At 69.4% G+C, this 21,307-nt stretch carries 17 protein-coding genes and 1 pseudogene; 13 read left to right on the forward strand and 5 right to left on the reverse strand.

The window, feature by feature from the left end; translation table 11 throughout:
• The first annotated feature begins 46 nt into the window (after nt 1-46).
• The 3 genes from BLT19_RS05675 to BLT19_RS18240 are packed head-to-tail and all read left to right on the forward strand — an operon-like array spanning nt 47 to nt 1,694.
• Nucleotides 47-946 carry a helix-turn-helix transcriptional regulator gene (locus BLT19_RS05675; protein WP_091487530.1) on the forward strand — a complete coding sequence of 300 codons (900 nt, stop codon included), beginning with the start codon at nt 47-49 and terminating at the stop codon, nt 944-946.
• On the forward strand, nt 943-1,260 hold the full coding sequence (locus BLT19_RS05680) for a cupin domain-containing protein (RefSeq protein ID WP_091487533.1): 318 nt from the start codon (nt 943-945) through the stop codon (nt 1,258-1,260). Before BLT19_RS05675 ends, BLT19_RS05680 begins: the two co-directional genes overlap by 4 nt.
• Nucleotides 1,257-1,694 carry a DUF2255 family protein gene (locus tag BLT19_RS18240; RefSeq protein WP_091487536.1) on the forward strand — a complete coding sequence of 146 codons (438 nt, stop codon included), beginning with the start codon at nt 1,257-1,259 and terminating at the stop codon, nt 1,692-1,694. Before BLT19_RS05680 ends, BLT19_RS18240 begins: the two co-directional genes overlap by 4 nt.
• Before the next feature lie 33 nt (nt 1,695-1,727).
• Here BLT19_RS18240 and BLT19_RS05690 read toward each other — a convergent pair whose 3' ends face one another.
• Nucleotides 1,728-2,609, reverse strand: a complete 882-nt coding sequence (locus BLT19_RS05690) for a CHAD domain-containing protein (protein WP_157681768.1) — start codon at nt 2,607-2,609, stop codon at nt 1,728-1,730.
• Nucleotides 2,610-2,727: 118 nt separating this feature from the next.
• Between BLT19_RS05690 and BLT19_RS05695 the strand changes: the two genes are divergently transcribed.
• Nucleotides 2,728-3,321 carry a class I SAM-dependent methyltransferase gene (locus BLT19_RS05695; RefSeq protein ID WP_157681769.1) on the forward strand — a complete coding sequence of 198 codons (594 nt, stop codon included), beginning with the start codon at nt 2,728-2,730 and terminating at the stop codon, nt 3,319-3,321.
• A gap of 77 nt (nt 3,322-3,398) precedes the next feature.
• Nucleotides 3,399-4,097, forward strand: coding sequence for a DUF899 domain-containing protein (locus tag BLT19_RS05700; RefSeq protein WP_231917811.1), 699 nt, complete (start codon nt 3,399-3,401; stop codon nt 4,095-4,097).
• A gap of 9 nt (nt 4,098-4,106) precedes the next feature.
• Here BLT19_RS05700 and menC read toward each other — a convergent pair whose 3' ends face one another.
• Nucleotides 4,107-5,207: an o-succinylbenzoate synthase gene (gene menC, locus BLT19_RS05705; protein ID WP_091487544.1), complete on the reverse strand. Its 1,101-nt coding sequence runs from the start codon at nt 5,205-5,207 to the stop codon at nt 4,107-4,109.
• 156 nt (nt 5,208-5,363) lie between these two features.
• On the opposite strand from menC, the gene BLT19_RS05710 reads away from it, so the two are divergent.
• The gene (locus BLT19_RS05710; RefSeq protein ID WP_091487547.1) at nt 5,364-8,288 is read left to right on the forward strand and encodes a glycosyl hydrolase; all 2,925 of its coding nucleotides are present in this window, start codon (nt 5,364-5,366) and stop codon (nt 8,286-8,288) included.
• A 4-nt stretch (nt 8,289-8,292) separates the two neighbouring features.
• On the forward strand, nt 8,293-8,772 hold the full coding sequence (locus tag BLT19_RS05715) for a MarR family winged helix-turn-helix transcriptional regulator (RefSeq protein ID WP_091487549.1): 480 nt from the start codon (nt 8,293-8,295) through the stop codon (nt 8,770-8,772).
• Here BLT19_RS05715 and BLT19_RS05720 read toward each other — a convergent pair.
• Entirely contained in the window at nt 8,769-9,248 is a 480-nt protein-coding gene (locus tag BLT19_RS05720; RefSeq protein WP_091487551.1) for an Lrp/AsnC family transcriptional regulator, read from the reverse strand. The genes BLT19_RS05715 and BLT19_RS05720 overlap by 4 nt on opposite strands.
• Nucleotides 9,249-9,357: 109 nt before the next feature.
• Between BLT19_RS05720 and BLT19_RS05725 the strand changes: the two are divergent.
• The 6 genes and pseudogenes from BLT19_RS05725 to BLT19_RS05750 all read left to right on the forward strand — a co-directional run.
• Nucleotides 9,358-10,530 (forward strand): annotated as a pseudogene (locus tag BLT19_RS05725) (trans-sulfuration enzyme family protein); the annotation flags it as partial.
• 424 nt (nt 10,531-10,954) lie between these two features.
• Nucleotides 10,955-11,140 carry a hypothetical protein gene (locus BLT19_RS05730; RefSeq protein ID WP_231917812.1) on the forward strand — a complete coding sequence of 62 codons (186 nt, stop codon included), beginning with the start codon at nt 10,955-10,957 and terminating at the stop codon, nt 11,138-11,140.
• Between the two features lie 266 nt (nt 11,141-11,406).
• Nucleotides 11,407-14,676 carry a transglutaminase family protein gene (locus BLT19_RS05735; protein ID WP_091487556.1) on the forward strand — a complete coding sequence of 1,090 codons (3,270 nt, stop codon included), beginning with the start codon at nt 11,407-11,409 and terminating at the stop codon, nt 14,674-14,676.
• A complete protein-coding gene (locus BLT19_RS05740; RefSeq protein ID WP_091487559.1) occupies nt 14,673-17,192 on the forward strand; it encodes a circularly permuted type 2 ATP-grasp protein in 2,520 nt (839 codons plus the stop codon). The genes BLT19_RS05735 and BLT19_RS05740 overlap by 4 nt, the downstream gene beginning before the upstream one ends.
• Nucleotides 17,193-17,205: 13 nt before the next feature.
• Nucleotides 17,206-18,102, forward strand: coding sequence for a transglutaminase family protein (locus BLT19_RS05745; protein ID WP_091487562.1), 897 nt, complete (start codon nt 17,206-17,208; stop codon nt 18,100-18,102).
• A 33-nt stretch (nt 18,103-18,135) separates the two neighbouring features.
• Nucleotides 18,136-19,173, forward strand: a complete 1,038-nt coding sequence (locus tag BLT19_RS05750) for a zinc-binding metallopeptidase family protein (protein ID WP_091487564.1) — start codon at nt 18,136-18,138, stop codon at nt 19,171-19,173.
• A 4-nt stretch (nt 19,174-19,177) separates the two neighbouring features.
• On the opposite strand, the gene BLT19_RS05755 is transcribed toward BLT19_RS05750, so the two are convergent.
• Nucleotides 19,178-20,572: a DUF2252 domain-containing protein gene (locus BLT19_RS05755; protein ID WP_091487567.1), complete on the reverse strand. Its 1,395-nt coding sequence runs from the start codon at nt 20,570-20,572 to the stop codon at nt 19,178-19,180.
• Between the two features lie 24 nt (nt 20,573-20,596).
• Nucleotides 20,597-21,274 (reverse strand): TetR/AcrR family transcriptional regulator, encoded by a 678-nt coding sequence (locus BLT19_RS05760; protein WP_091487570.1) that lies wholly within the window; start codon nt 21,272-21,274, stop codon nt 20,597-20,599.
• Nucleotides 21,275-21,307: the final 33 nt, after the last annotated feature.

Raw genomic sequence — 21,307 nt, forward strand, 5'->3', positions numbered from 1 at the left:
TGACAGACCCTCCCGCACCCCGCGGCCGGCGCGTACCGTCGAGGACATGGATCACCGAGGCGAAGTGCGCGAATTCCTCTCCACGCGTAGAGACCGCATCACTCCCGACCGGGCAGGACTGCCCGCCTACGGCGGCAACCGGCGCGTCCCCGGGCTGCGCCGAGAAGAGGTCGCTCTCCTCTCCGGAGTCAGCGTCGACTACTACACCCGCCTCGAGCGTGGCGACCTCTCCGGCGCATCCGACAGCGTTCTGGACTCCCTCGCCCGCGCTCTGCAGCTCGACGACGCCGAAACAGCACACCTGTTCGACCTCGCCCGCACCGCCAACGCATCACCGGCAGCCAAGAAGCCCCGCAGACGCGCAGACGGTCTGCGTCCCAGCATCCTGCGGCTCCTGGACGCGATCACCGACGCTCCCGCGATGATCCGCAACAACTATTTCGACTACGTCGCCGCCAACCAGCTCGGCCGCGCGCTCTACTCACCCGTCTTCGCCGAACCCGCCCCCAACAGTGCTCGCTTCGCGTTCCTCAACCCGGTCGCGCCGGACTTCTACGTCGACTGGGACAAGAACACCCAAGAGCTCGTCGCGACCATGCGCGGCGAAGCCGGTCGAAACCCCTACGACAAGCGCCTCACCGACCTCGTCGGCGAACTGTCCACCCGATCAGAGCGATTCCGCACCCTCTGGGCGGCGCACAACGTCCGCTACCACCGCAGCGGCGTGAAACGGCTCCGGCATCCTGTCGTAGGCGACCTCGAGCTCACCTACGAAGCCTTTGAACTCCCCGCCGATCCTGGGCTGACACTGTCCACCTACACCGCCGAACCCGGCTCCGCGTCCGCCGATGCACTGCGGGTCCTGGCCAGCTGGGCGGCCACGACACCTCCGCCCGCGCCGACACCGCAGGCGAACATCGACGCTGAAGCAGGGAGAACCGAATGATCATCGAAGCCGCTGCAGAGACCGTGAAAAACCCGCCTGAGCAGTTCACCGGCGATGTCTGGGTCGACGTGATCGCCGCACCGCACCAGCCCGACCAACGGATGACCGTCGCCACGGTCCGATTCGCGCCGGGCGCCCGCACAGCCTGGCACTCCCACGCCCGCGGCCAGTACCTCCGCGTCACGCAGGGGATCGCCCGATTCGCCATGCTCGAGGCCGGGGACGACCCCGCCACCACCACGACCTGGAGAGAACATGTCACCGACGACGACTACGCCGGAACGACTGTCGACGAGCGTGAGGAAAGCCGTTGATCGCGTGGACGCCGGATGAACTCCGCCAACTGAAGCGTGCCGGTGAGGTCCGCGTCGCAGGACGCCGTGCAGACGGCACCTCACGCACACCCGTCATCGTCTGGCATGTCGTCGTCGACGGGAACCTCTACCTACGATCCGTCAAAGGACCCGAAGGCCAGTGGTACAAAGGCGTTGCACGCTACTTCGAGGGATTCCTCGCCTGGGGTGACCAGACCCGACCAGTCACCTACACCCTCGACCCCACACACGACGCGGCGATCGACGCCGCATACGCGGCAAAGTACGGCACCGGGTCTGCCACCCGCGCGATAACGAATGCGGTCTCGAAGCAGACCACTCTGCGAGTCGACCCGCGTGAGGTCAACGGGCCGCCGCTCGATCGGCTTGGGAATTCTCGCGCTTCGACTACTGACAATGCTGGGCACGGGTAGGCGGCATCGGACAGCGGGCCGCTCGGGTCGCCTTCAGTCCAGGTCGCGGGCGGCCTGCGCAAGCCTCCGGCACGCCCGCTCCAGGCCCGCGAGGATCTCGGTCGCGTTCGCCCGCGCCCGCTCTGCGGCCGCCTCCAGGTCGGTGGCGTCCTGCTCGCGGTGCTGCGCGAGACCGGCTTCGCGTTCCAGCTCGTCGGCCAGCAGCACGGCATCGCGATGATCGCCGAGGAGGCGTTGGATCCGGTGCGCGCGACGCCCGAGGCGGCGGATGCGTGCGCCGAACAGACCCGGCGGGTCATCGGTGACGGCCTCGACCGCATGACGAAGGCGCCGGGCGGCCTTGCGCAACCGGTGATACGACCCAAGGGACCCGTCCACCCCCGCGGCGCGTTTCACCGTGCGCTCGGCTTCGCTGCTGATCCTCTTGCGGATGCTGCGGGGTGGGGCATCCGCCTCCTCCTCCGCCCGCAGTGCGAGGACGAACTCGTCCAGCAGCGCTCGCATCCGCGTCGTCCGCTCGAGGTCATGGACCTCGCGGAGTCGGCGCGATGCGGCATCCGAACTCGCCCGCCGCGACTCGACCAGCGCTCGAGCCGCCGAAGTGGCCTCGCCGCCGTCACGGGAGAGTGCCTCTGCGAGCTGCTCGGCACGCACCTCGGCGTCGCGAGCGACACCGAGCGACGTCGCCCACGCTTGAAGCTCGCCCGGCAGCGCCGTGCTGCCGGGGACCTCGAGAAGCCGACCATACGCCGCAAGAAGGCTGCGGATGCGGCGGACGACCGTCCGGTGGCGGTGGACGCCGTCAGCGCGAACGGAGACCAGCTCCCGGTCGGTCTCTTCGAAACGGCAGGCCAGTTGGTCCATCGCCTGGACGAGTGGACTGGTGCGTGCGGCCGATGAGGAGTTCTCCTGCATGGAGATCGACGTTAGGCCGAGCGCTGGAAACGGAGAAGGGGCTTGCCGCGGCGCAAACGACGCGGCATCGGCGAGTCCCCGGTCGAGGAATCGCCCAATCCCAGGCAAGCTTGGAGGCATGTCCCCGCGAACTCTCAAGTCACTGGTGCCTCGGAGCATTCGGCTGCGCAGCAAGATGCGCTGGAAGAACGGACGCTGGCGTCTGGCGACCACCGATCGCGTCTTCCTCGAAGACGTCATCGTCCCCGGTTTCCTCGCAATGGACAGCATCCGTCGCGTGCTCGACATCGGCGTCGCCTGGTACACGCGGACGTATCCGAAACTGTTCCGAGGGGTCGACTACTGGACGGTCGACATGGATCCGGACAAGCAGCGCATCGCGGGTCCGCAGCACCACACGGTCTCGGCCACCGGTCTCACTGACGTCTTCGAACGAGAGAGCTTCGACCTCGTCGTGTGCAACGGCGTGATCGGGTGGGGCCTGAACCGGCCGGCCGACGTGGAGAAGGGGCTGGATGCCTGCGCCGACGTCCTCCGCTCGGGCGGCTGGCTCGTCGTCGGGTGGAACGACGCCGACGGTCACCGCGTCGTCGGCCTCGATGCCCTGTTCGACAAGCGGTTCCGCCGCGAGGTGTTCCCGCCCGTCGGCGCCGACCACTACATCCCGGAGACCCCCTACGGGCACCGGTTCGACTTCTTCGTCAAGCGCTGAGGCCTCCCGCGCAGAAGGGCCTCTTGACGCCCGACCGGTGATGTGTACGCTGTGAACATATCCCGGAGGTGATGAAGGTGACCACGACATCCACTGCCGCCCTGCCACCGATCGTCGACGCCGATCAGTGGCGCCGACAGCTCGATGAGCTGCGGATCCGCGAAAAGGCGGCGACCCGAGAACTCGATGCCATCGCCGCTGAGCGTCGGCGGCTTCCGATGGTCGAGATGCCCGAATACACGCTCGAGGGCGCGAACGGACCCGTTCGACTGGTCGATCTGTTCCAGGGCAGAACCCAGCTGATCGTCTACAACCACATGTGGTGGCCGGGCAAGCAATGGCAGTGCCCCGGCTGCACGGGGTACACCGCGCAGTTCACGCGACTGGATTTCCTCGAGCCGTACGACGCCCGCTTCGTGATCGTCACGCAGGGCGAGATCGGCGAGGCACTGGCGTACCGCGACCGGGTGGGCAATCGCATGGAGTGGTACTCGACCGCGCACAGCCCGTTCGGCAGCGACGTGGATGCCCCTCCGGGTGGCGGATTCGCCGTGAACGTCTTCCTGCGCGACGGCGACACCGTCTATCGCACGTGGCACACGAACGGCCGCGGAACCGAGCAGCTCACGCACACGTTCCCACTGATCGACCTCCTGCCCTACGGCCGGCGGGAGGAGTGGCAGGACTCGCCCGACGGCTGGCCGATGCTCCCGACCTACGAGGGTTGGCACGATTCGAAGGACATCGCCCGGCTGTACGGGAACGAGCCCGAGTAGCCGCCTGCCTCAGAGCGGTACCCACTCCAGAGCCGTCGTCAGTTTGTCCAGGATGCCGGGGATCGGCGCGACGCCCAGACCCGGACCGGTCGGCACGTCGAGGTGACCGTCGCGCATGACGAACGGCTCTGTGACGTCGGTCGCATAGAAGCGCCCGCTGGCCGAGACGTCGCCCGGGAGGGTGAAGCCGGGCAGGGCCGCCAGGGCGATGTTCGCGGCGCGGCCGATGCCGGACTCCACCATTCCGCCGCACCAGACCGGGATGCCGTTCGCGACGGCCAGGTCGTGGATCCGGCGGGCCTCGAGGTACCCGCCGACCCGACCGGGCTTGATGTTGATCACGCTGGTCGCGCCGAGGCGGATCGCTGCCGCGGCGGTCTGGGCCGAGGTGATCGACTCGTCCAGGCAGACCGGCGTCGTGATGATCTTGGCGAGCTCCGCGTGCGCGAGGATGTCCTCCTCGTCGAACGGCTGCTCGATGAGGAGGAGATCGAACGGGTCGAGGCGACCAAGATGACGTGCATCGCGAAGGGTGTAGGCGGTGTTGGCGTCGACCTGCAGCAGGACGTCGTCGCCGAATCGTTCGCGCACCGCGCGGACCACATCGATGTCCCAGCCGGGTTCGATCTTGAGCTTGATGCGGACGTAGCCCTCGTCGAGATAGCCGCCGACCGCATCCAGCAGCTGCGGGATCGAGTCCATGATGCCCACCGACACTCCACACGGAACGGTGTCGTGCACCGCGCCGAGCTCGCGCGCGAACGAGCGACTCTCATCGCGCAGCTCGGCATCGAGCACTGCCATCTCGAGAGCGGCCTTGGCCATCCGGTGACCCTTGAAGCGACGCAGGGCCGCCTCGACAGCCGTCGCGTCGCCGATTCCTGCAAGGGCTGGGATGAAGAAGCGCTTCATGGCGTCTACGGCGCCGTCGGTGTACTCGGCCGAGTAGACGGGATCGGGGAGGGAGACGCATTCTCCCCACCCCTCTGCCGCATCCGTCACGGCCTTGACGAGCAGGATGTCGCGCTCGGTCTGGGTGCCGAACGAGGTACGGAACGGCGAGACCAGCGGCATCGCGACGCGACGCAGTTCGAATCCTTCGAGCTTCATCCCTGCCATCCCTCCGACGCGGGGAGCGTCTGCCGTCAGCGTACCGGGCGGCGAAAACAGTTTCCTCAGGACATTGACGCATGTTCCACCGCAACATAGAGTCGGCCACATTGGAACGTTTCACGCGATCCCCCTGACGTGTTCGAAGGAGAACCCATGTCGATCGACGACCTCGCGAGGATGTTCGCGTCCCCGGCCATCGAGTACCGGCCGGAGCTGCGATGGTGGCTGGCGGAAGGCCTGCACACCGACGAGACCCTCCGGTACGAGATCGAGACCGCGCATCGTCTCGGCTTCGGCGGCATGGAATTCCTCGCGATGGACGAGGAGGCGATCGATCACTCCCGGTACGGCTGGGGATCCGAGGAGTGGGTGCACGACTCGCAGATCGTCGTGGAGGAGACCACGAAGCGCGGGATGTCCGTGAGCTTCACGTCGGGCACGAACTGGTCGAATGCGAACCTTCCATCCATCGACGCGGACAGTCCCGCGGCCGCGCAGGAGCTCGACGTCGTCGTCGAGGAGCTCCGCGGCGGTGAGCGCAGAGACGGCGCGCTGCCGCGGGTCGACCTCGCAGCAGAGCCGCCCGCAGGCATCCTGCCCGGTCATCGCGGCACGATCCGCGACCAGCATTTCGTGGCCGTCGTCGCGGCCCGCGTCGTCAGCGGCAACATCCTCGACACCGAGTCGCTGACGGACCTGACGGACGAGGTTCGCGACGGCGCGCTCGCATGGGCCGCGCCGGAGGGCGACTGGAAGCTGTTCGTCTACTGGATGCACGGCACCGGACAGACCGCCTCACCCTCGGCATCCGTCAACTACACCGTGAACTACGTCGACCCGGACGGCGCTCAGGCCGTCATCGACTACTGGGACGGAGTCGTGCTCACGCCCGAGCTGCGCGCGCAGATCGCGCAGAACCCGCGGGCGCAGATGTACATGGACTCCCTGGAGCTGACGACCTACGGTGCCGGCGGGCTGTTCTGGGGCCGCACCGTCGCCGAGGAGTTCCGCAGGCGGCGCGGCTACGACATCGCGCCGTGGCTGCCGCTGCTGACCCGCAGCGTGCCGTTCATGGCCGCCGGCACGATCTATCACTACGAGGCGCTCGCCGAGCAGGAGACCACGGTCGGAAAGGTGCGCTTCGACTACGTCCGCACGCTGACCGACCTGTACATCGAGAACATGCTGCGTCCGTTCGCCGCCTTCCTGCACGAGAACGGCATGACGCTGCGCGCCGAGATCAGCTACGGGCTGCCCTTCGAGCTGACCCGGCCGGGTCCCGAGGTCGACGGCATCGAGACCGAGTCGCTCGAGTTCGGCTCGCAGATCGACGCCTACCGGCTGATGTCCGGGCCTGCGCACCTGTTCGGCAAGCAGTACTCGTCCGAGACCGGCGCGACCACGCGCAACCATGTGCTCGACCACCGCTTCTACGACCAGATCATCGCGACGCAGCTCGCCGCGGGCAACACCAAGACGGTGCTGCACGGCTGGGCCAGCACGGCCGGCGCCGAGGGCGTCACCGAGTGGCCCGGCCACGAGGGCATGTGGAGCATGTTCTCGGAGCGGTTCGACACCCGTCAGCCGGCATCCGAGTTCTACCCGCTCTGGAACGATGCCATCGGCCGCTTCCAGGCGGTCCTGCGGCAGGGGCGCCCGCGCATCGATGTGGGGATCCTCCGCACCGACCACTTCACCGACAACACCTCCGGATTCGCCTTCAGCGACGGGAAGGGCGGGCGCATCCCCGACGAGGACGCATACGGGCGGCTGTGGATGCGCGACCGCCAGAACCATTGGTGGCAGGACCTCGGCATGCAGGACGCCGGATGGACCTACGAATTCTTCGACGGCTCACTGCTGATGCGCGACGACGTCTCGTTCGACGGACAGCTCATCCAGCCGGACGGTCCGGGGTACCAGGCGCTGATCGTCTTCCAAGCCGAGCTGGATGCAGACGTCGCGGCGCATCTGCTCGACTGGGCGCGCCGCGGGCTTCGGGTGCTGCTGGTGGACGGCACGCGCGAGCTGAAACTGCTCACCGCCGACGAGCACGTCTTCCACGAGCGCGCTGCGGCGCGCACGCCAGGACTCGACGGTCGCGACGACGAGCTCGCGGCGACGATCGCCGAACTCGAGGCGCTGCCGACGGTTTCGCGGATCGCCGACCCCGCAGCATCCGTCCAGGCCATGCGCCGGCTCGGCGTCGTCGGACGCGCCGAGTTCGTCGACGACGACCGCAACGTGCTCACGCACCTGCGCGAGGACGGCGACCTGCTGCACGTGTACCTGTACCACTTCCTCTATGAGACCGGGCGCCCGACCACCGTCGAGATCGCCCTCCCGGGCTCCGGCGCCGCGCATCGTCTCGACGCGTGGTCGGGTGGAATCCGGCCGCACCGGGGAACGCGCTCGGACGGCGTCCGCACGATCGTCTCGGTCGAGCTCGAACCGGGGGAGACCGCGCTGATCACGCTGGACCGGTCGGCCGCGGCATCCGATTCCTCCGCCGTCGCTCCGACACCGGTGCTCGAGATCGATCAGTGGCGGATGAGTGTGCAGAGCTGGGATGCCGGTGAGCTGCAGGTGATCTCGGAGGATCGAGGTCTCGGCTACGAGTCCCGCGAAGTGCGCCCCGGCACGACGGTCACGACGCTGGACGGAGGGACGGGCGCGCTGCGCGCCTGGCGGCACCTCGAGGGCGTCGGCCCCGAGGTGTCCGGCGTGGGGGAGTACACCGCGCGCTTCACGCTCGATGCGATCGAGGGCGGTGCCCGGTACGTGCTTCGGCTGGGTTCCACCAGCGGCGGGCTCGGGTCTGTCCGGGTCAACGGCGGGGAGGCGAGAGGCTTCGACACCTCCTTCCCTGCGGTCGAGGTGACGGACGACCTTCGGGTCGGCGAGAACGAGGTCGTCGTCCGCGTCTCGAGTTCGCTGAACAACCGACTCCTGGCGCGCGGGTACTACGACGCGCTGCCGGACGTGTTCGCCCAGATGGTGGGCGACCCGACGCTGACGCAGCGGACCGATGTGCACGACTACGGCCTGATCGGTCCGGTGCGACTCGTGCGAGAGTGACGGGATGAGTGTCGACCTGTCGCCGGTCATCGAGACCGACCCGCTGGATCTGCGGATCTCGGTGTCCTCGATCGTGCACTGGGCCGACAGCCACGAGGTCCGCCGCCGGGTGATGTCGGCGGTGGATTTCCCCGTCGACGACATGGCGATGTTCCTCGTGGTCAACCAGCTCAGCTATCGCGGCGCCATGAAGCCGAGTGCGCTGTCGTCGGCGCTGGGTACCGGGCGGGCGAACATCACGAAGATCACGAACCGGCTGGTCGAGGCGGGACTCGTGCTGCGCGTGCCCATCCCGGGGGATGACCGGAGCGTGCTCGTCGCGCTCACAGCCGCCGGGCGGGACATCGGCACCCGCATCCTGGCGAATGCGGGCGCGACCTTCCGCTCGAGGCTGGCGGGGTGGGATGCCGCGGACGTGGCGACCCTGCAACGGCTGCTGGCGCGGCTCGCTGCCGAGACGGTGCGGCAGCCCCAGCAGGGCTAGCGGCCGAGCAGCACCTCCCACCCGTCACCGTCGGTGTGCTCGAAGATCAGGTTCGTCTCGGTGTGGGCGACAGCCGGATGCCCCGTCAGGTGGGCCAGGACGAATTCGCGCAGCTCCGCGGCATCCCGAGCAAGGACATGCAGCAGGAAGTCGTCCGCACCGGCCATGTGGAAGAGGCTGACTACGCCGGGGAGGGTGGGCGCCGCGCGCCGGAAGGCCTCGATCTCGTCGCGCGCGTGCTTGGCGAGCCGGATCGCGATGAGCGCCTGAACCGTCGCGCCGAGCGCGAGCGGGTCCAGGTCGACGCGGTAGCGGCGGATGGCTCCGCTGGTCTGCAGGCGGCGCAGGCGCAGCGAGACGGTGGACTCGGCGATGTTGAGCGTGGCGGCCAGGGATGCTCCGGATGCACGGGCATTCGCGGTCAGGGCGCGCAGCAGCGCGCGATCGGTTCTATCGAGATCAAGGACCTGCGACATGGGACTCCTCGGGCACGGCGATGACGAAGGTTCTGCACAGAATTCGGGTACTGTGCAACGACCTTCAGAGCGGGTTGCTGGAAGTACAAGTTTCTGTTGTTCTGGCCGCATGGACAAGTGGCATCACCGGATCGAGACGCGAGCGGTGCACGCGGGGATGGCGGGCGTTCGCGAAAGCGGCTCGCACGTGCCGGTGATCGATCTCTCGACGACGAACCCGCTGGCAGACGTCGAGTCGGGCGGGCTCTCCTACGAGGAGCTCGCGACCGGGCAGTCGCTCGGAGACGGACGCAGCGCGGTGTACCAGCGGCTCTGGCAGCCCGGAGTGGCGCGCTTCGAGGATGCGCTCGCCGAACTGGAGTCGACCGAGGGCGCCGTGGCCTTCGCGAGCGGCATGGCCGCGCTCTCGGCCTGCCTGATCGCGTCGGTGACAGCCGGACGCCCGCACGTGGTCGCGGTCCGCCCGCTGTACGGGGGCACCGATCACGTGCTCGAGAGCGGACTGCTCGGGACGAGCGTCACGTGGGCGCGCGTCGACGAGGTCGCCGCCTCGATCCGTCCCGATACCGGACTCGTGATCGTCGAGACCCCGGCCAACCCCACGCTCGAACTCGTGGACATCGCCGACGTCGTCGCCGCGGCGGGAACCGTGCCGGTGCTGGTGGACAACACGTTCGCGACGCCGATCCTCCAGCAGCCGGCGCGGCACGGCGCGACGCTGGTGCTGCACAGCGCGACGAAGTACCTCGGTGGCCACGGCGACGTGATGGGCGGGGTCGTCGCCGCGAACGAGGACTGGGTGACGCGGCTCCGCCAGGTGCGGGCGCTGACCGGCGGCGTGCTGCATCCGATGGCGGCGTACCTGCTGCACCGTGGCCTGCGCACCCTGCCGCTGCGGGTGCGGGCCCAGCAGGAGACCGCCCGTGTGCTCGCCGAGCGCATCAGCGCGCATCCCGCGGTCGCGCGCGTGCACTACCCGGGGCTCCCGGGGCAGGATCCCGTGGGGCTGATCGGACGCCAGCTGGAAGGCCCCGGTGCGATCATCGCGGTCGAGCTCGCCGGCGGGTACGACGCAGCCGCCCGGTTCACCGAGGCGTGCGACCTGATCGAGCATGCGGTCTCACTCGGCGGCATCGACTCGCTGGTGCAGCATCCGGCATCGCTCACGCACCGGCCGGTCGCGGGTCCGGCGAAGCCGGGCGCCGGGGTCGTGCGGATCTCGGTCGGGCTGGAGCACGTCGACGACCTCACCGACGACGTGTCGCAGGCGCTCGCCGCGGCCGGCGTTCCCGTCGCGTCGGCGCCGAGCCGGGGTGTTCCGGCCGCGTCGGCGCCGAGCCGGGGTGTTCCGGTCGCGTCGGCGCCGAGCCGGGGTGTTCCGGCCGCGTCGGCGCCGAGCCGGGGTGTTCCGGCCGCGTCGGCGCCGAGACCCGGCATTTCCGCCGAGACCGGGGTGCAGAGGGCCGGGTCTCGTGACGAAACCGGGGTTTCGGCGCCGACGACCGGGGTCTCGGCGCAGGCGGCGGCGAGGCCTGCGCCCGCGGGGCCCGCGCCGTCGGCCGGCGTCGACGGTACTAGCACGTCCCGCGCCGGGGTTCCAGGCCCTCGTCGAGCGGGCCGGCGAGAACCTACGGTAACGGCACAGCCCCTCGCGAAACCGTGAACGGAGCATCATGACCAACCCCGCGAACCCTCCCATTCCTCCGGTGCCGATCACTGACCGCGACGACGTTGCGATCGACGGACCCGACATCATCACGGAAGCGGTCGATCCGCTCGACCCGGACGATCAGCCGCTGGACCCGGACCTCGACGACGACCAGATCGACAGTGCGGATGCCGACCGCAGAGCGGCGACCGAGGGGACGAAGGGCGAAGACCCCTCGAACTGATCGCGATCGGTCAGCGCTGCGGCCGAGACCCGGGGTCGCAGCCGAAACCCATGGGTCGCAGTTGAAACCCCGGGTCGCGGCCGAGACCCGGGGTCGCAGCCGAAACCCATGGGTCGCAGCCGAAACCTCGGACTCGCGGCCGAGACCCGTCCCCGCAGCCGAGACCGGGGACGATGCGCCCGGGACTGGACGGAATTGCCGGGTCTCGGCGGCTGCAAGCACCGCCACGAAACCCGCGCGCAACAGAATTGGGCGACACTGTGGGAATGTCCACAAAGGTCTCCCTCACGCACTACACCGGGTACGAGTTCGCGCGCCCGGTGCAGGTCACCCCCCACGTGGTGCGTCTGAGGCCTGCGCCGCACTCGCGGACGCCGATCGAGGCGTACTCGCTGGATGTCAGCCCGAAGAACCACTTCATCAACTGGCAGCAGGACCCGTTCGGCAATTGGGTCGCCCGCATCGTGTTCCCGGAGCGCATCGATCACCTCAAGATCACCGTGTCCCTGGTGGCCGACCTGATGGTGATCAATCCCTTCGACTTCTTCATCGAGGAGTACGCCGAGCGATTCCCGTTCGAGTACGAGCCGGGCCTGAAGGCCGACCTCGCGCCGTACCTGCGGCCGGTCGATGACAGCGAGGCTGCTGGACGCTGGCTCGACGAGCTGAACCTGCCGGCCGACGGCGTGCCGATGGTGCAGTTCCTCGCTGCGCTCAACAGCGCCGTGCACCGCGACGTCGCGTACGACGTGCGGATGGAGCCGGGTGTGCAGACTCCCGACGAGACCCTCGCCCGGGCGATCGGCTCGTGCCGCGACAGCGCGTGGCTGCTGGTGAGCCTGCTGCGCAGGTACGGCCTCGCGGCGCGCTTCGTCTCGGGGTATCTCGTGCAGCTGGCCGCTGATCAGGCGGCGCTGGACGGCCCGAGCGGACCGGCGCAGGACTTCACCGACCTGCACGCGTGGACCGAGGTCTACGTCCCCGGCGCGGGCTGGATCGGCATGGATCCGACCAGCGCTTTGTTCGCAGGTGAGGGCCACATCCCGCTCAGCGCGACACCGCACCCCTCCAGCGCCGCCCCGATCGAAGGGGCGACCGAGCCAGTCGAGGTCACATTCTCATTCGCGAACGAGGTCCTGCGCGTCCACGAGGATCCGCGCACCACGAAGCCGTACACGGATCCGCAGTGGCAGCGCATCGACGCGCTCGGACTCCTCGTCGACGAGCGTCTGCAGCGCAACGACGTGCGGCTGACCATGGGTGGCGAGCCCACGTTCGTCTCGCTCGATGATGCGACGAGTCCGCAGTGGAACACGGATGCCGACGGCGAGCACAAACGTGAACTCGCCGATGGCCTCGCCGAGCGGCTGCGCTCGACCTACGCCCGCGGCGGCGTGGTGCACCGCGGCCAGGGCAAGTGGTACCCGGGCGAGCCGCTGCCGCGCTGGAACATCGCGCTGCAGTGGCGGACCGACGGCCAAGCGCTCTGGAACGACCCCAGCCTCTTCGCGAATCCGTGGCGGGAGGATGCCGACCTCGACGCGCCCGCGAACGCCGAGCTCCTCGCACGCACCGTGACGACGCTCCTCGGCCTGCCCGCACGGCAGCTGCTGCCCGGCTACGAGGATCCGCTGGCCGCGCTCAGCGCCGAACTCCGCGAGCCGGAGGGTGCGCGACCCGGCGCGGCGGAGCCCATCGCGGCGGATGTCCGGGCTCTCGACGAAAGCGTGCGCACGCCGACCGGGTGGGTGCTTCCGCTGACCACCGGCCAGGAGTGGACCAGCCCGGCGTGGCGCTTCCGTCGAGGCCGGCTCGTCCTCCTTCCCGGTACGAGCGCCGTCGGCTCCCGACTGCCGCTGGATTCGATCGCGTGGACCGATCCGCAGGACTCGGACGAGCCGTCGTACTTCGACGAGGGGCCGCCGCTGGAGCCCGGCATCCGTTCGGTCTCCGTCGTCGATCCTGAGGGCGCGCTCACGACCGCGCTCACGGTCGAGGCTCGCGAGGGCCAGGTCCACGTGTTCCTTCCGCCGACCAGATCGCTCGAGGCCTACGCGGACCTCCTCGCCGTGATCGAAGAAGCGGCTCGCCGCGTGCCGTGCCGGATCGTACTGGAGGGCTATGCACCGCCGCCGGATTCGCGCCTGAACCAGCTGATCGTCACGCCCGACCCCGGCGTCATCGAGGTGAACGTCCAGCCGACGCAGACGTGGTCGCAGCTGCGCGATCTGACCGTCACGCTGTACGAGGATGCGCGGCAGAGCCGGCTCGCCACGGAGAAGTTCGACCTCGACGGCCTGCACACCGGCACCGGGGGCGGCAACCACATCACCCTCGGCGGCGCGCAGCCGGCCGATTCGCCGCTGCTTCGCCGGCCCGATCTGCTGGCCAGCCTGATCACGTACTGGCAGCGGCATCCGAGCCTGTCCTACCTGTTCTCGGGACGTTTCATCGGCCCGACCAGCCAGGCGCCGCGCTTCGACGAAGGCCGCCCGGAGGCGGTCTACGAGATGGAGATCGCGCTGCAGGAGGTGCGCCGACAGATGGCGCTCGCGACCGCGGAGGGGATGCATCCCTCGCCGTGGGTCGTCGACCGGGCGCTGCGGCATCTGCTGACCGACCTGACGGGCAACACCCATCGGGCCGAATTCTGCATCGACAAGCTGTACAGCCCGGATTCCAGCCGCGGCAGGCTCGGACTCCTCGAGCTGCGCGGATTCGAGATGCCGCCGCATCCGCAGCTGGCTTTGGTCCAGGCGCTGCTCGTGCGCAGCCTCGTCTCGATGTTCTGGGACGCGCCGTTGACCGCACCGCTGGTGCGGTGGGGCACGCGCCTGCATGAGGACTTCCTTCTGCCCGAGGGGGCGACCGCCGACATCGCCGAGGTCGTCGCCGATCTGCGTGCGCACGGCATCGAATTCGAGGAGGAGTGGTTCGACGCGTTCACCGAGTTCCGCTTCCCCAGGATCGGGCTGGCCTCGATCGGCGGGTCGCACAGCCCGATCACGCTCGAACTGCGACAGGCGATCGAGCCGTGGCACGTCCTGGGCGAAGAGGCGACCGCGGGCGGGACCGCCCGGTACGTCGACTCGTCGGTCGAGCGCGTGCAGGTGAAAGTGACAGGCGTCGATCGCCGAGTGCACCTCGTGACGTGCAACAGTGTTCCGATGCCTTTGACACCGACCGACGTCCCCGGCGAGTACTTCGCGGGCGTCCGCTACCGCGCCTGGCAGCCCTGGTCGGCGCTGCACCCGTCGATCGAGGTCCATGCGCCACTGACCTTCGATGTCATCGATGCCGACGCCGGGGTCAGTCTCGGCGGCGCGACGTATCACGTCGTGCATCCCGGCGGACGCTCCTACGATCACCCGCCGGTCAACGCGAACGAGGCCGAAGCCCGTCGAGCCAGCCGGTTCGAGCCGCGCGGGCACACGGCCGGTCGGATCGACGTCGCAGCCCTTCGTGAACGCGGTCGCCGTGCCGCGACGCTGGACTATCCGCACACGTTGGACCTGCGGAGGGTTCCGGCCGAGTGAGCCTCCTCCGCGATTACGCTGCCGCCATCGCGCAGCCGACACTGCCCCTGCACCTGCAGGACGGTTCCGGTGCGCGCTTCGATGAGGTCGTGGGGCCGGACGGCGCGCTGCGCCCCGCGTGGAAGGGCATGGCCGCGATCGCGGTCGAACTGACCCCGGCGGAGCTCGAGCGCATCGACATCGAGATCACCACGCTGCTGGCCGACGACGGCGTCACCTACGGGAATCCGCAGGCGGGTGCCCAGCCGTGGCGGCTGGATCCGATGCCGTTGGTGGTGGATGCTGCGACCTGGGCGCGCCTGGAGGTCGGCCTCGCGCAGCGGGCTGAGCTGCTCAACGCGATCCTCGCCGACATCTACGGGGAGCAGCGCCTGCTCTCCGAGGGGATCGTGCCGGCCGCGGTCGTGTTCGGTCACGCCGGGTTCACACGTCCGGTCGCGCGCACGACCGGGTTCGACCCGCATCCGCTCGTGCTCTCCAGCACCGACCTGGGCCGGGACGCAGCCGGAGAATGGCACGTGCTGAGCGATCGCGTCCAGGCGCCGTCCGGGCTCGGCTACGCGATGGCCAACCGCCGGGTGCTCTCCCGCGTCCTCCCCGAACTGTACGAGCAGGCGGGGCTGCATCGCATGGAGCCCTACTTCTCCGCTGTGCGTTCCGCGCTCCTGCAGGCCGCGCCGGTCGGCGTCGAGGATCCGCGGGTCGTGGTGATGTCGCCTGGCACGTTGTCCGAGACTGCGTACGACCAGGCGTTCATCGCCAACATCCTCGGCTTCCCTCTGGTCCAGGGTGAAGACCTCGTCGTGCAGGACGGCTGGGTGTGGATGAAGCCGGCCGGTTTCCCGCAGGTCGCGCCGCACGAGCGCGTCGATGTGATCCTGCGGCGCGTCGACGCGGAGTGGTGCGATCCGCTCGAACTGCGTGCGGGGTCGAAGCTCGGCGTCGCGGGGCTCACCGAGGCCGTGCGGCGCGGACGGGTCCGCCTGGTCAACGGCCTGGGTGCCGGCGTGCTGGAGAACCCCGGCCTCATGCCGTACATGCCCGCGATCTGCGAGCGGCTCCTTGGGGAGCAGCTGCGCCTGCCGTCCGTGCCGACCCGATGGTGCGGTGACCAGGACCAGCGGGCCGAGGTCCTCGAGACCCTCGCGACAGAGCCGGACGCGATCATCATCCGTCGCATCGACGGCTCGGCCGCCGATCTGGCTGCGCTTGCTTCCGACACCTTGAGCCGGCTGATCCTCGCCGAGCCGCACCGCTACGTCGGGCAGGAGCGGCTGCCCCTGTCCCAGGTGCCGTCCTGGGGCGATGCCGGACGCGCGTCGGGCCGCGCCAACCCCAGCCAGGTCGCGCTCCGTGGCTTCACGGTGCGCGACGGGTCGATTTATCGCCCGCTCGTCGGCGGACTTGCCACGCTCGTCAACGACCGCAAGGAAGCGCCCAGCACCAAAGACGTCTGGGTGCTCAAGGGCACGCCCGCCGACCCCGACCAGGGGATCGTCGAGGTGACGGCCCTGCCGCTGACCCGCGCGGTGCCGGTGCTCTCGCCCCGGGCCGTCGAGGACCTGTTCTGGTCGGGCAGGTACGCCGAACGCGCCGAAGACCTGGTCCGTCTGGTGATCACCGCGAGTACGCACGCAGAGCAGCTCGACTATGGCCCCACCACGGGCGGCGGCGCGGCGCTGCGCGCGCTCATCGGCAGCCTGCAGCGCCTCTGCGGGACGCGGTGGCTCGACTCGGATCTCGAACTGCGCTCGCTGCTGCTGGACGCGGACCGGGCCGGCTCGGCGGCGCACTCGCTGGAGCGGCTGCGCGACACGCTCGAGGGCGTGCGCGACCAGATGTCCGGTGACACGTGGCGTGCGTTCGGCAGCACCGACCGTGCCATGAGGGCGATGCGCGCGTCACGCCGGCCTCAGATCGCCGAATCCGCGAGCAGGATGCTGGGCGGCATCCTCTCCCTGCAGGGTGTGACGGCGAACATGATGCGCGACGACGGGTGGCACGCGATCGAGGCCGGCCGCCACCTCGAACGTGCGATGCAGGTGTGCACGCTGCTGGCGGCCACCGCCACGCAGTCGCTCGGTGTCGGCACCGATCGCGCCGTGCTCGGCGGCGTGCTGATGGCCGCGGAGAGCTCGGTCACCCACCGTCGCCGGTTCCGGGGCAGCGTCCGGGTCGCCGATGTCCTCGAGCTGCTCGTCGCCGACCCCGACAACCCCCGCTCGATCGCGTTCTGCCTGGCGCGCCTGCGCGACCACCTGTCGCAGCTGGCCGGCTCCACCGGTTCGACGCGGCCCGAACGCCTCCTCGAGCATCTCGAGGAGGACGTCGCGGCGGCCGACATCGCTGCGCTGGCGGTCTCCGTCGAAGGTCGCCGGCCGCAGCTGGAGGACTTCCTGGCCGGAACGCATTCGCACCTGTACCGCCTGGGCGACGCGATCGTGCACCTGCACTTCGCCGCCGGCCCGCAGCCGCAGCCCATGCTGCTGGCCGAGATCACCGGCCTGAGAGTGTGAGGGGGACGACTCCGTGAGATACCGCGTCTCCCACCGCACCACGTATTCGTACGACGACGACGTGTCCAGCAGCTTCGGGCTGGCCCGGTGCCGTCCGCGCGAGCTGCCCTGGCAGCAGGTGAGCACACCGGTGCTCTCGATCGACCCGCCGCCCGGCGATGTCGCCGACGACGTCGACCTCTACGGCAACACCGTGACGTACTTCCACGTCACCGAGCCCCACCTGCAGCTGGTGATCGACGCCGTCAGCGAAGTCTCCGTCGTGCCGACCATCTACGACGCGGAAGCGCTCTCGCAGCCGTGGGAGAACGCGCGTCCGCTGCTGAACCCGACGATCTCGCCGGGTGCGTGGGCGGCGACGGAGTTCGCCCTGGAATCCCCGAAGGCGCAGCACGTCGACGCGGCCCGCGAGTACGGGGCCATCTCGCTCACCCCCGGTCGCCCCATCGGCGAGGCGGTCACCGATCTCATGCACCGGATCAAGACCGAGTTCGACTACGACAAGACGGCCACCACCGTGACCAGCACCGTCGCAGACGTGATGGAGGCGCGCGCCGGGGTCTGTCAGGATTTCGCCCACGTGACGCTGGCCTGCCTGCGCAGTCATGGGATGGCGGCGCGCTACGTGAGCGGTTACCTGGCGACCCGGCCCCCGAAGGGCAAGCCCCGCCTCGTCGGCGCGGACGCCTCGCACGCCTGGGTCGCAGTCTGGATCCCCGGGTCCGATCAATGGCTGGCCATCGACCCCACCAACGACCAGTGGGCCTCGGACCGCCACGTCACGGTCGGCTGGGGTCGCGACTACGGCGATGTGCCGCCGGTGAAGGGCGTCATCTACACCGAGGCGAAGAAGTCGACGCTCAAGGTCGCCGTGGATGTTGCACCACTCGAGGAATACGCGCAAGGGTGAGGTCCGCTCGGCGAACTGTGCGAGCCTGAGGCGGTGAAGTCGTACCGATGCCGCGTGTGCGCCAGTCCGCTGTACTTCGAGAACTCCCTCTGCGTGGTCTGCGGGACCTCGCTCGGATACTCGCGCGGCGAGGGCGAGATCGTGCCGGTCGGGCGCGACGGCCGGTACGTCGATTCGGCCGGCTGGATCTGGCACGTCTGCCGCAACCTCAATCTCTCCGGATGCACCTGGCTGGCACCTCTCGAGGGCGGCCAGTGCTCGAGCTGCTCACTGACGCGGACGAGACCGAACGACGCGGATGCCGCGGGCATGGCCAACTACCCGCTCGCCGAGCGGGCCAAGCGCCACCTCCTCGCCGAGCTCGACGACCTCGGCTTCGCGGTGATCGGGAAGGATGCCGCCGACGGCGGCGACCCCGTGAACGGAGTGTGCTTCGACCTGCTCTCCAGCACCGACCGGCACGTCGTCATCGGTCATGACGACGGGGTGATCACGATCGACCTCGCCGAGAGCGATCCCGCCTATCGCGAACGGCTCCGCGGCGAGCTCGACGAGCCCTACCGCACGATGCTCGGACATTTCCGGCACGAGATCGGTCACTACTTCCAGTGGCAGCTCGTCGAGATCGCAGGAGATGCAGACCGCCTGGAGCGGTGCCGAGCCCTGTTCGGCGACGAGCGGGCCGACTATCAGGCCGCGATCGATCGCCACTACGCGCTGGGCGCCCCGGCGGGATGGGAGCAGTCCTTCCTCACGAACTACGCGACGATGCACCCGTACGAGGATTTCGCCGAAACCTGGGCGCACTACCTGCACATCTGCGACACGGTGCAGACGGCATCGCAGTACGGACTGACCGCGGTCGCCGGAGTCGAGGCGTTCTCCCGCTTCCGCGACCTCGTCGGCGGCGTGTGGATCCCGCTGTCCATCGCCCTCAACATGATCAACCGGTCGATGGGCAAGGACGACCTCTACCCGTTCGTGATCCCCGCACCGGTCCTCGACAAGCTCGATTTCGTCGCGGAGCTGCGCACCGTGCGCGGCCGAGGCGCTCGGGTCGCACCGCGCTGAGGACTCACCAGCTCGTGGCGGAGGCGACCTCGAAGTCCGCGGCGGACTGGTCGGCGTAGGCGCGGCACCACTGCATGATCGCCCGGGATGCGGCATCCGAGCTCCCGATGTAGCCGACCACCTGCCCTGCGGTGGGACTCTGCGCGTGCGCACGCCCCAGCAATCCCGCGCACGAGGTGACGTAGTCGGTGAATGCGGCGAGGGAGATGTCGTCGAGGTCGACGGATCCCTTCATGTCGTGGAACTGGCGCACGTAGAAGTCCCGTCCGTTCGCCTGGAAGTATCCGAGGAACGGATCCGACACCGCCTGCAGCACACGCTGCAGTCCGACGACGCGATGTCCCTGGCCGTGCACCTCCCCGCCCTCGGTGATGCGGGTGGGCTGGCGGATGCCGCCGTACCGTGCGAGGACGGATTCGCCCGCCTCCTTCACCTGCAGCAGAAGGGCGTCCTCGTCCGACCCCTGCAGCAGCTGCAGGTAGCAGCGCGTGCCGACGCTGCCGACCCCGACGACGCGGCGCGCGAGATCGGTCGGCTCGTACTGCGCCAGCACCGTGTCGATGTCGGTGTTCACGGTGTCGCGGTACTGGGCGAAGAGCGCGTGGATCGAGTCGGCCGGGTCGGCGTCGCCGATCGGCTCGCCCGCGTCGTCCAGGTGGAAGCGCACCATGGTCGGAGGATTCTCCACGAAGCGAAGCCGCCCATCGGGGTCCCGCTCCGTGGTGCGGCGCACCGCACGCGCGGTCGTGCGTCGCTCCGCGGCGGCCAGGGTCGCATTCAGCACCCGCCGGCCGTCCCGCGTGAGCGTGCGCCGCGCCGCCTCGACGTTCAGGTGCAGGAAATACCGCTCCGCCGGGCTGAGCTGCGCCATCTGCCGCAGGATCGCCACATACGCGCCGAAGGCCGTCGCCGTGAGGCGCTGGATGTCCTTCTCCGCGTAGCCGGCATGGCGGCCGCCGATGATGACACTCGTGAGCAGCCGCTTCACGTCCCACTCCCACGGTGCCACGGCTGCCTCGTCGAAGTCGTTCAGATCGAAGACGAGCTGACGCTCCGGCGACGCATAGAAGCCGAAATTGCTGATGTGCGCATCGCCGCAGGAGGCGACGAGGATGCCGGAATGCGGGTCGCCGCCGAGGTCCAGCGCCATCAGACCCGCCGTTCCGCGGTAGAACGCGAAGGGGCTCGCCAGCATGCGCTCACGACGCAGCGGCAGCAGGTCCGCGACACGCTGCGCGCCCTGCTCGCGCAGATGCACGGCCACGTCACGGTCGGCGGGACGGCGCTCTGCGAGTTCCGACCTGCCCACCACCCGGCGCAGGCTCTTGCCGAGCTCGCGGGACTCGGCGCGACTGAAATGCGCGCGCTCGGTCAGCAGGTCAGGTGCATCGAGGGGCATGTGGACATCATGCCCGAGGCGTGGCTAGTCGTTCGCGAGCGCGGGCTCGGTGACCCCGGCCTCGGTGACCACGGCGTCGTCGAAGGACATGTCCACCACGGATGAGAAGAATTCCCGCAGCTCCTGGGCCATGTCCACGACGCTGCGATCCAGCAGCCACTGCACCTGCAGCCCGTCCATGAGTGCGATCGTGGAGATCGCGGCACGGGTCGGCGTGAGCCCGGCCTGTACGCGGCCCTCCGCCACGAGGGACTCGAACGCCCCGGCGATCGTCCGGCGCGTGAACTCGTACCGATTGACGAAGTAGTCGTGGGCCGGATGATCCGGCGCCGTCGCCTCGGCGGACAGCACGCAGTACAGCTCGACGACACCGGGAACCGATGCGTTGTAGGCCGCGAGATCGACGAGTCCGCGGAGCGTGTCCGCACCGTCGGGCGCCTCGAAGGTGACCATCTCCCGCGCGTGATCGTCACGCCGATCGAGGACGGCGGCCAGGAGGGCGCTCTTGTTCGGGAAGTGATGGAGGAGTCCCGCCTCGCTCATGCCCACGCGTGCGGCGACATCGCGGAGAGAACCGGAGCGGTAGCCGGACTCGGCGAAGACCTCGAGGGCGGCGTCGAGGATGGCGATGCGCTTGGCGCTCGTCTTCGCGTACTCACCGCGTGGCTTGCGGACACGCGTCTGTGACGGGGTCTGGGTCACTGTCCCACCGTATCGTTCGGACCGTCTTCGGTC

Origin of the sequence: Microbacterium pygmaeum, assembly GCF_900100885.1 — a bacterium.
GTDB classification, from domain to species: domain Bacteria; phylum Actinomycetota; class Actinomycetes; order Actinomycetales; family Microbacteriaceae; genus Microbacterium; species Microbacterium pygmaeum.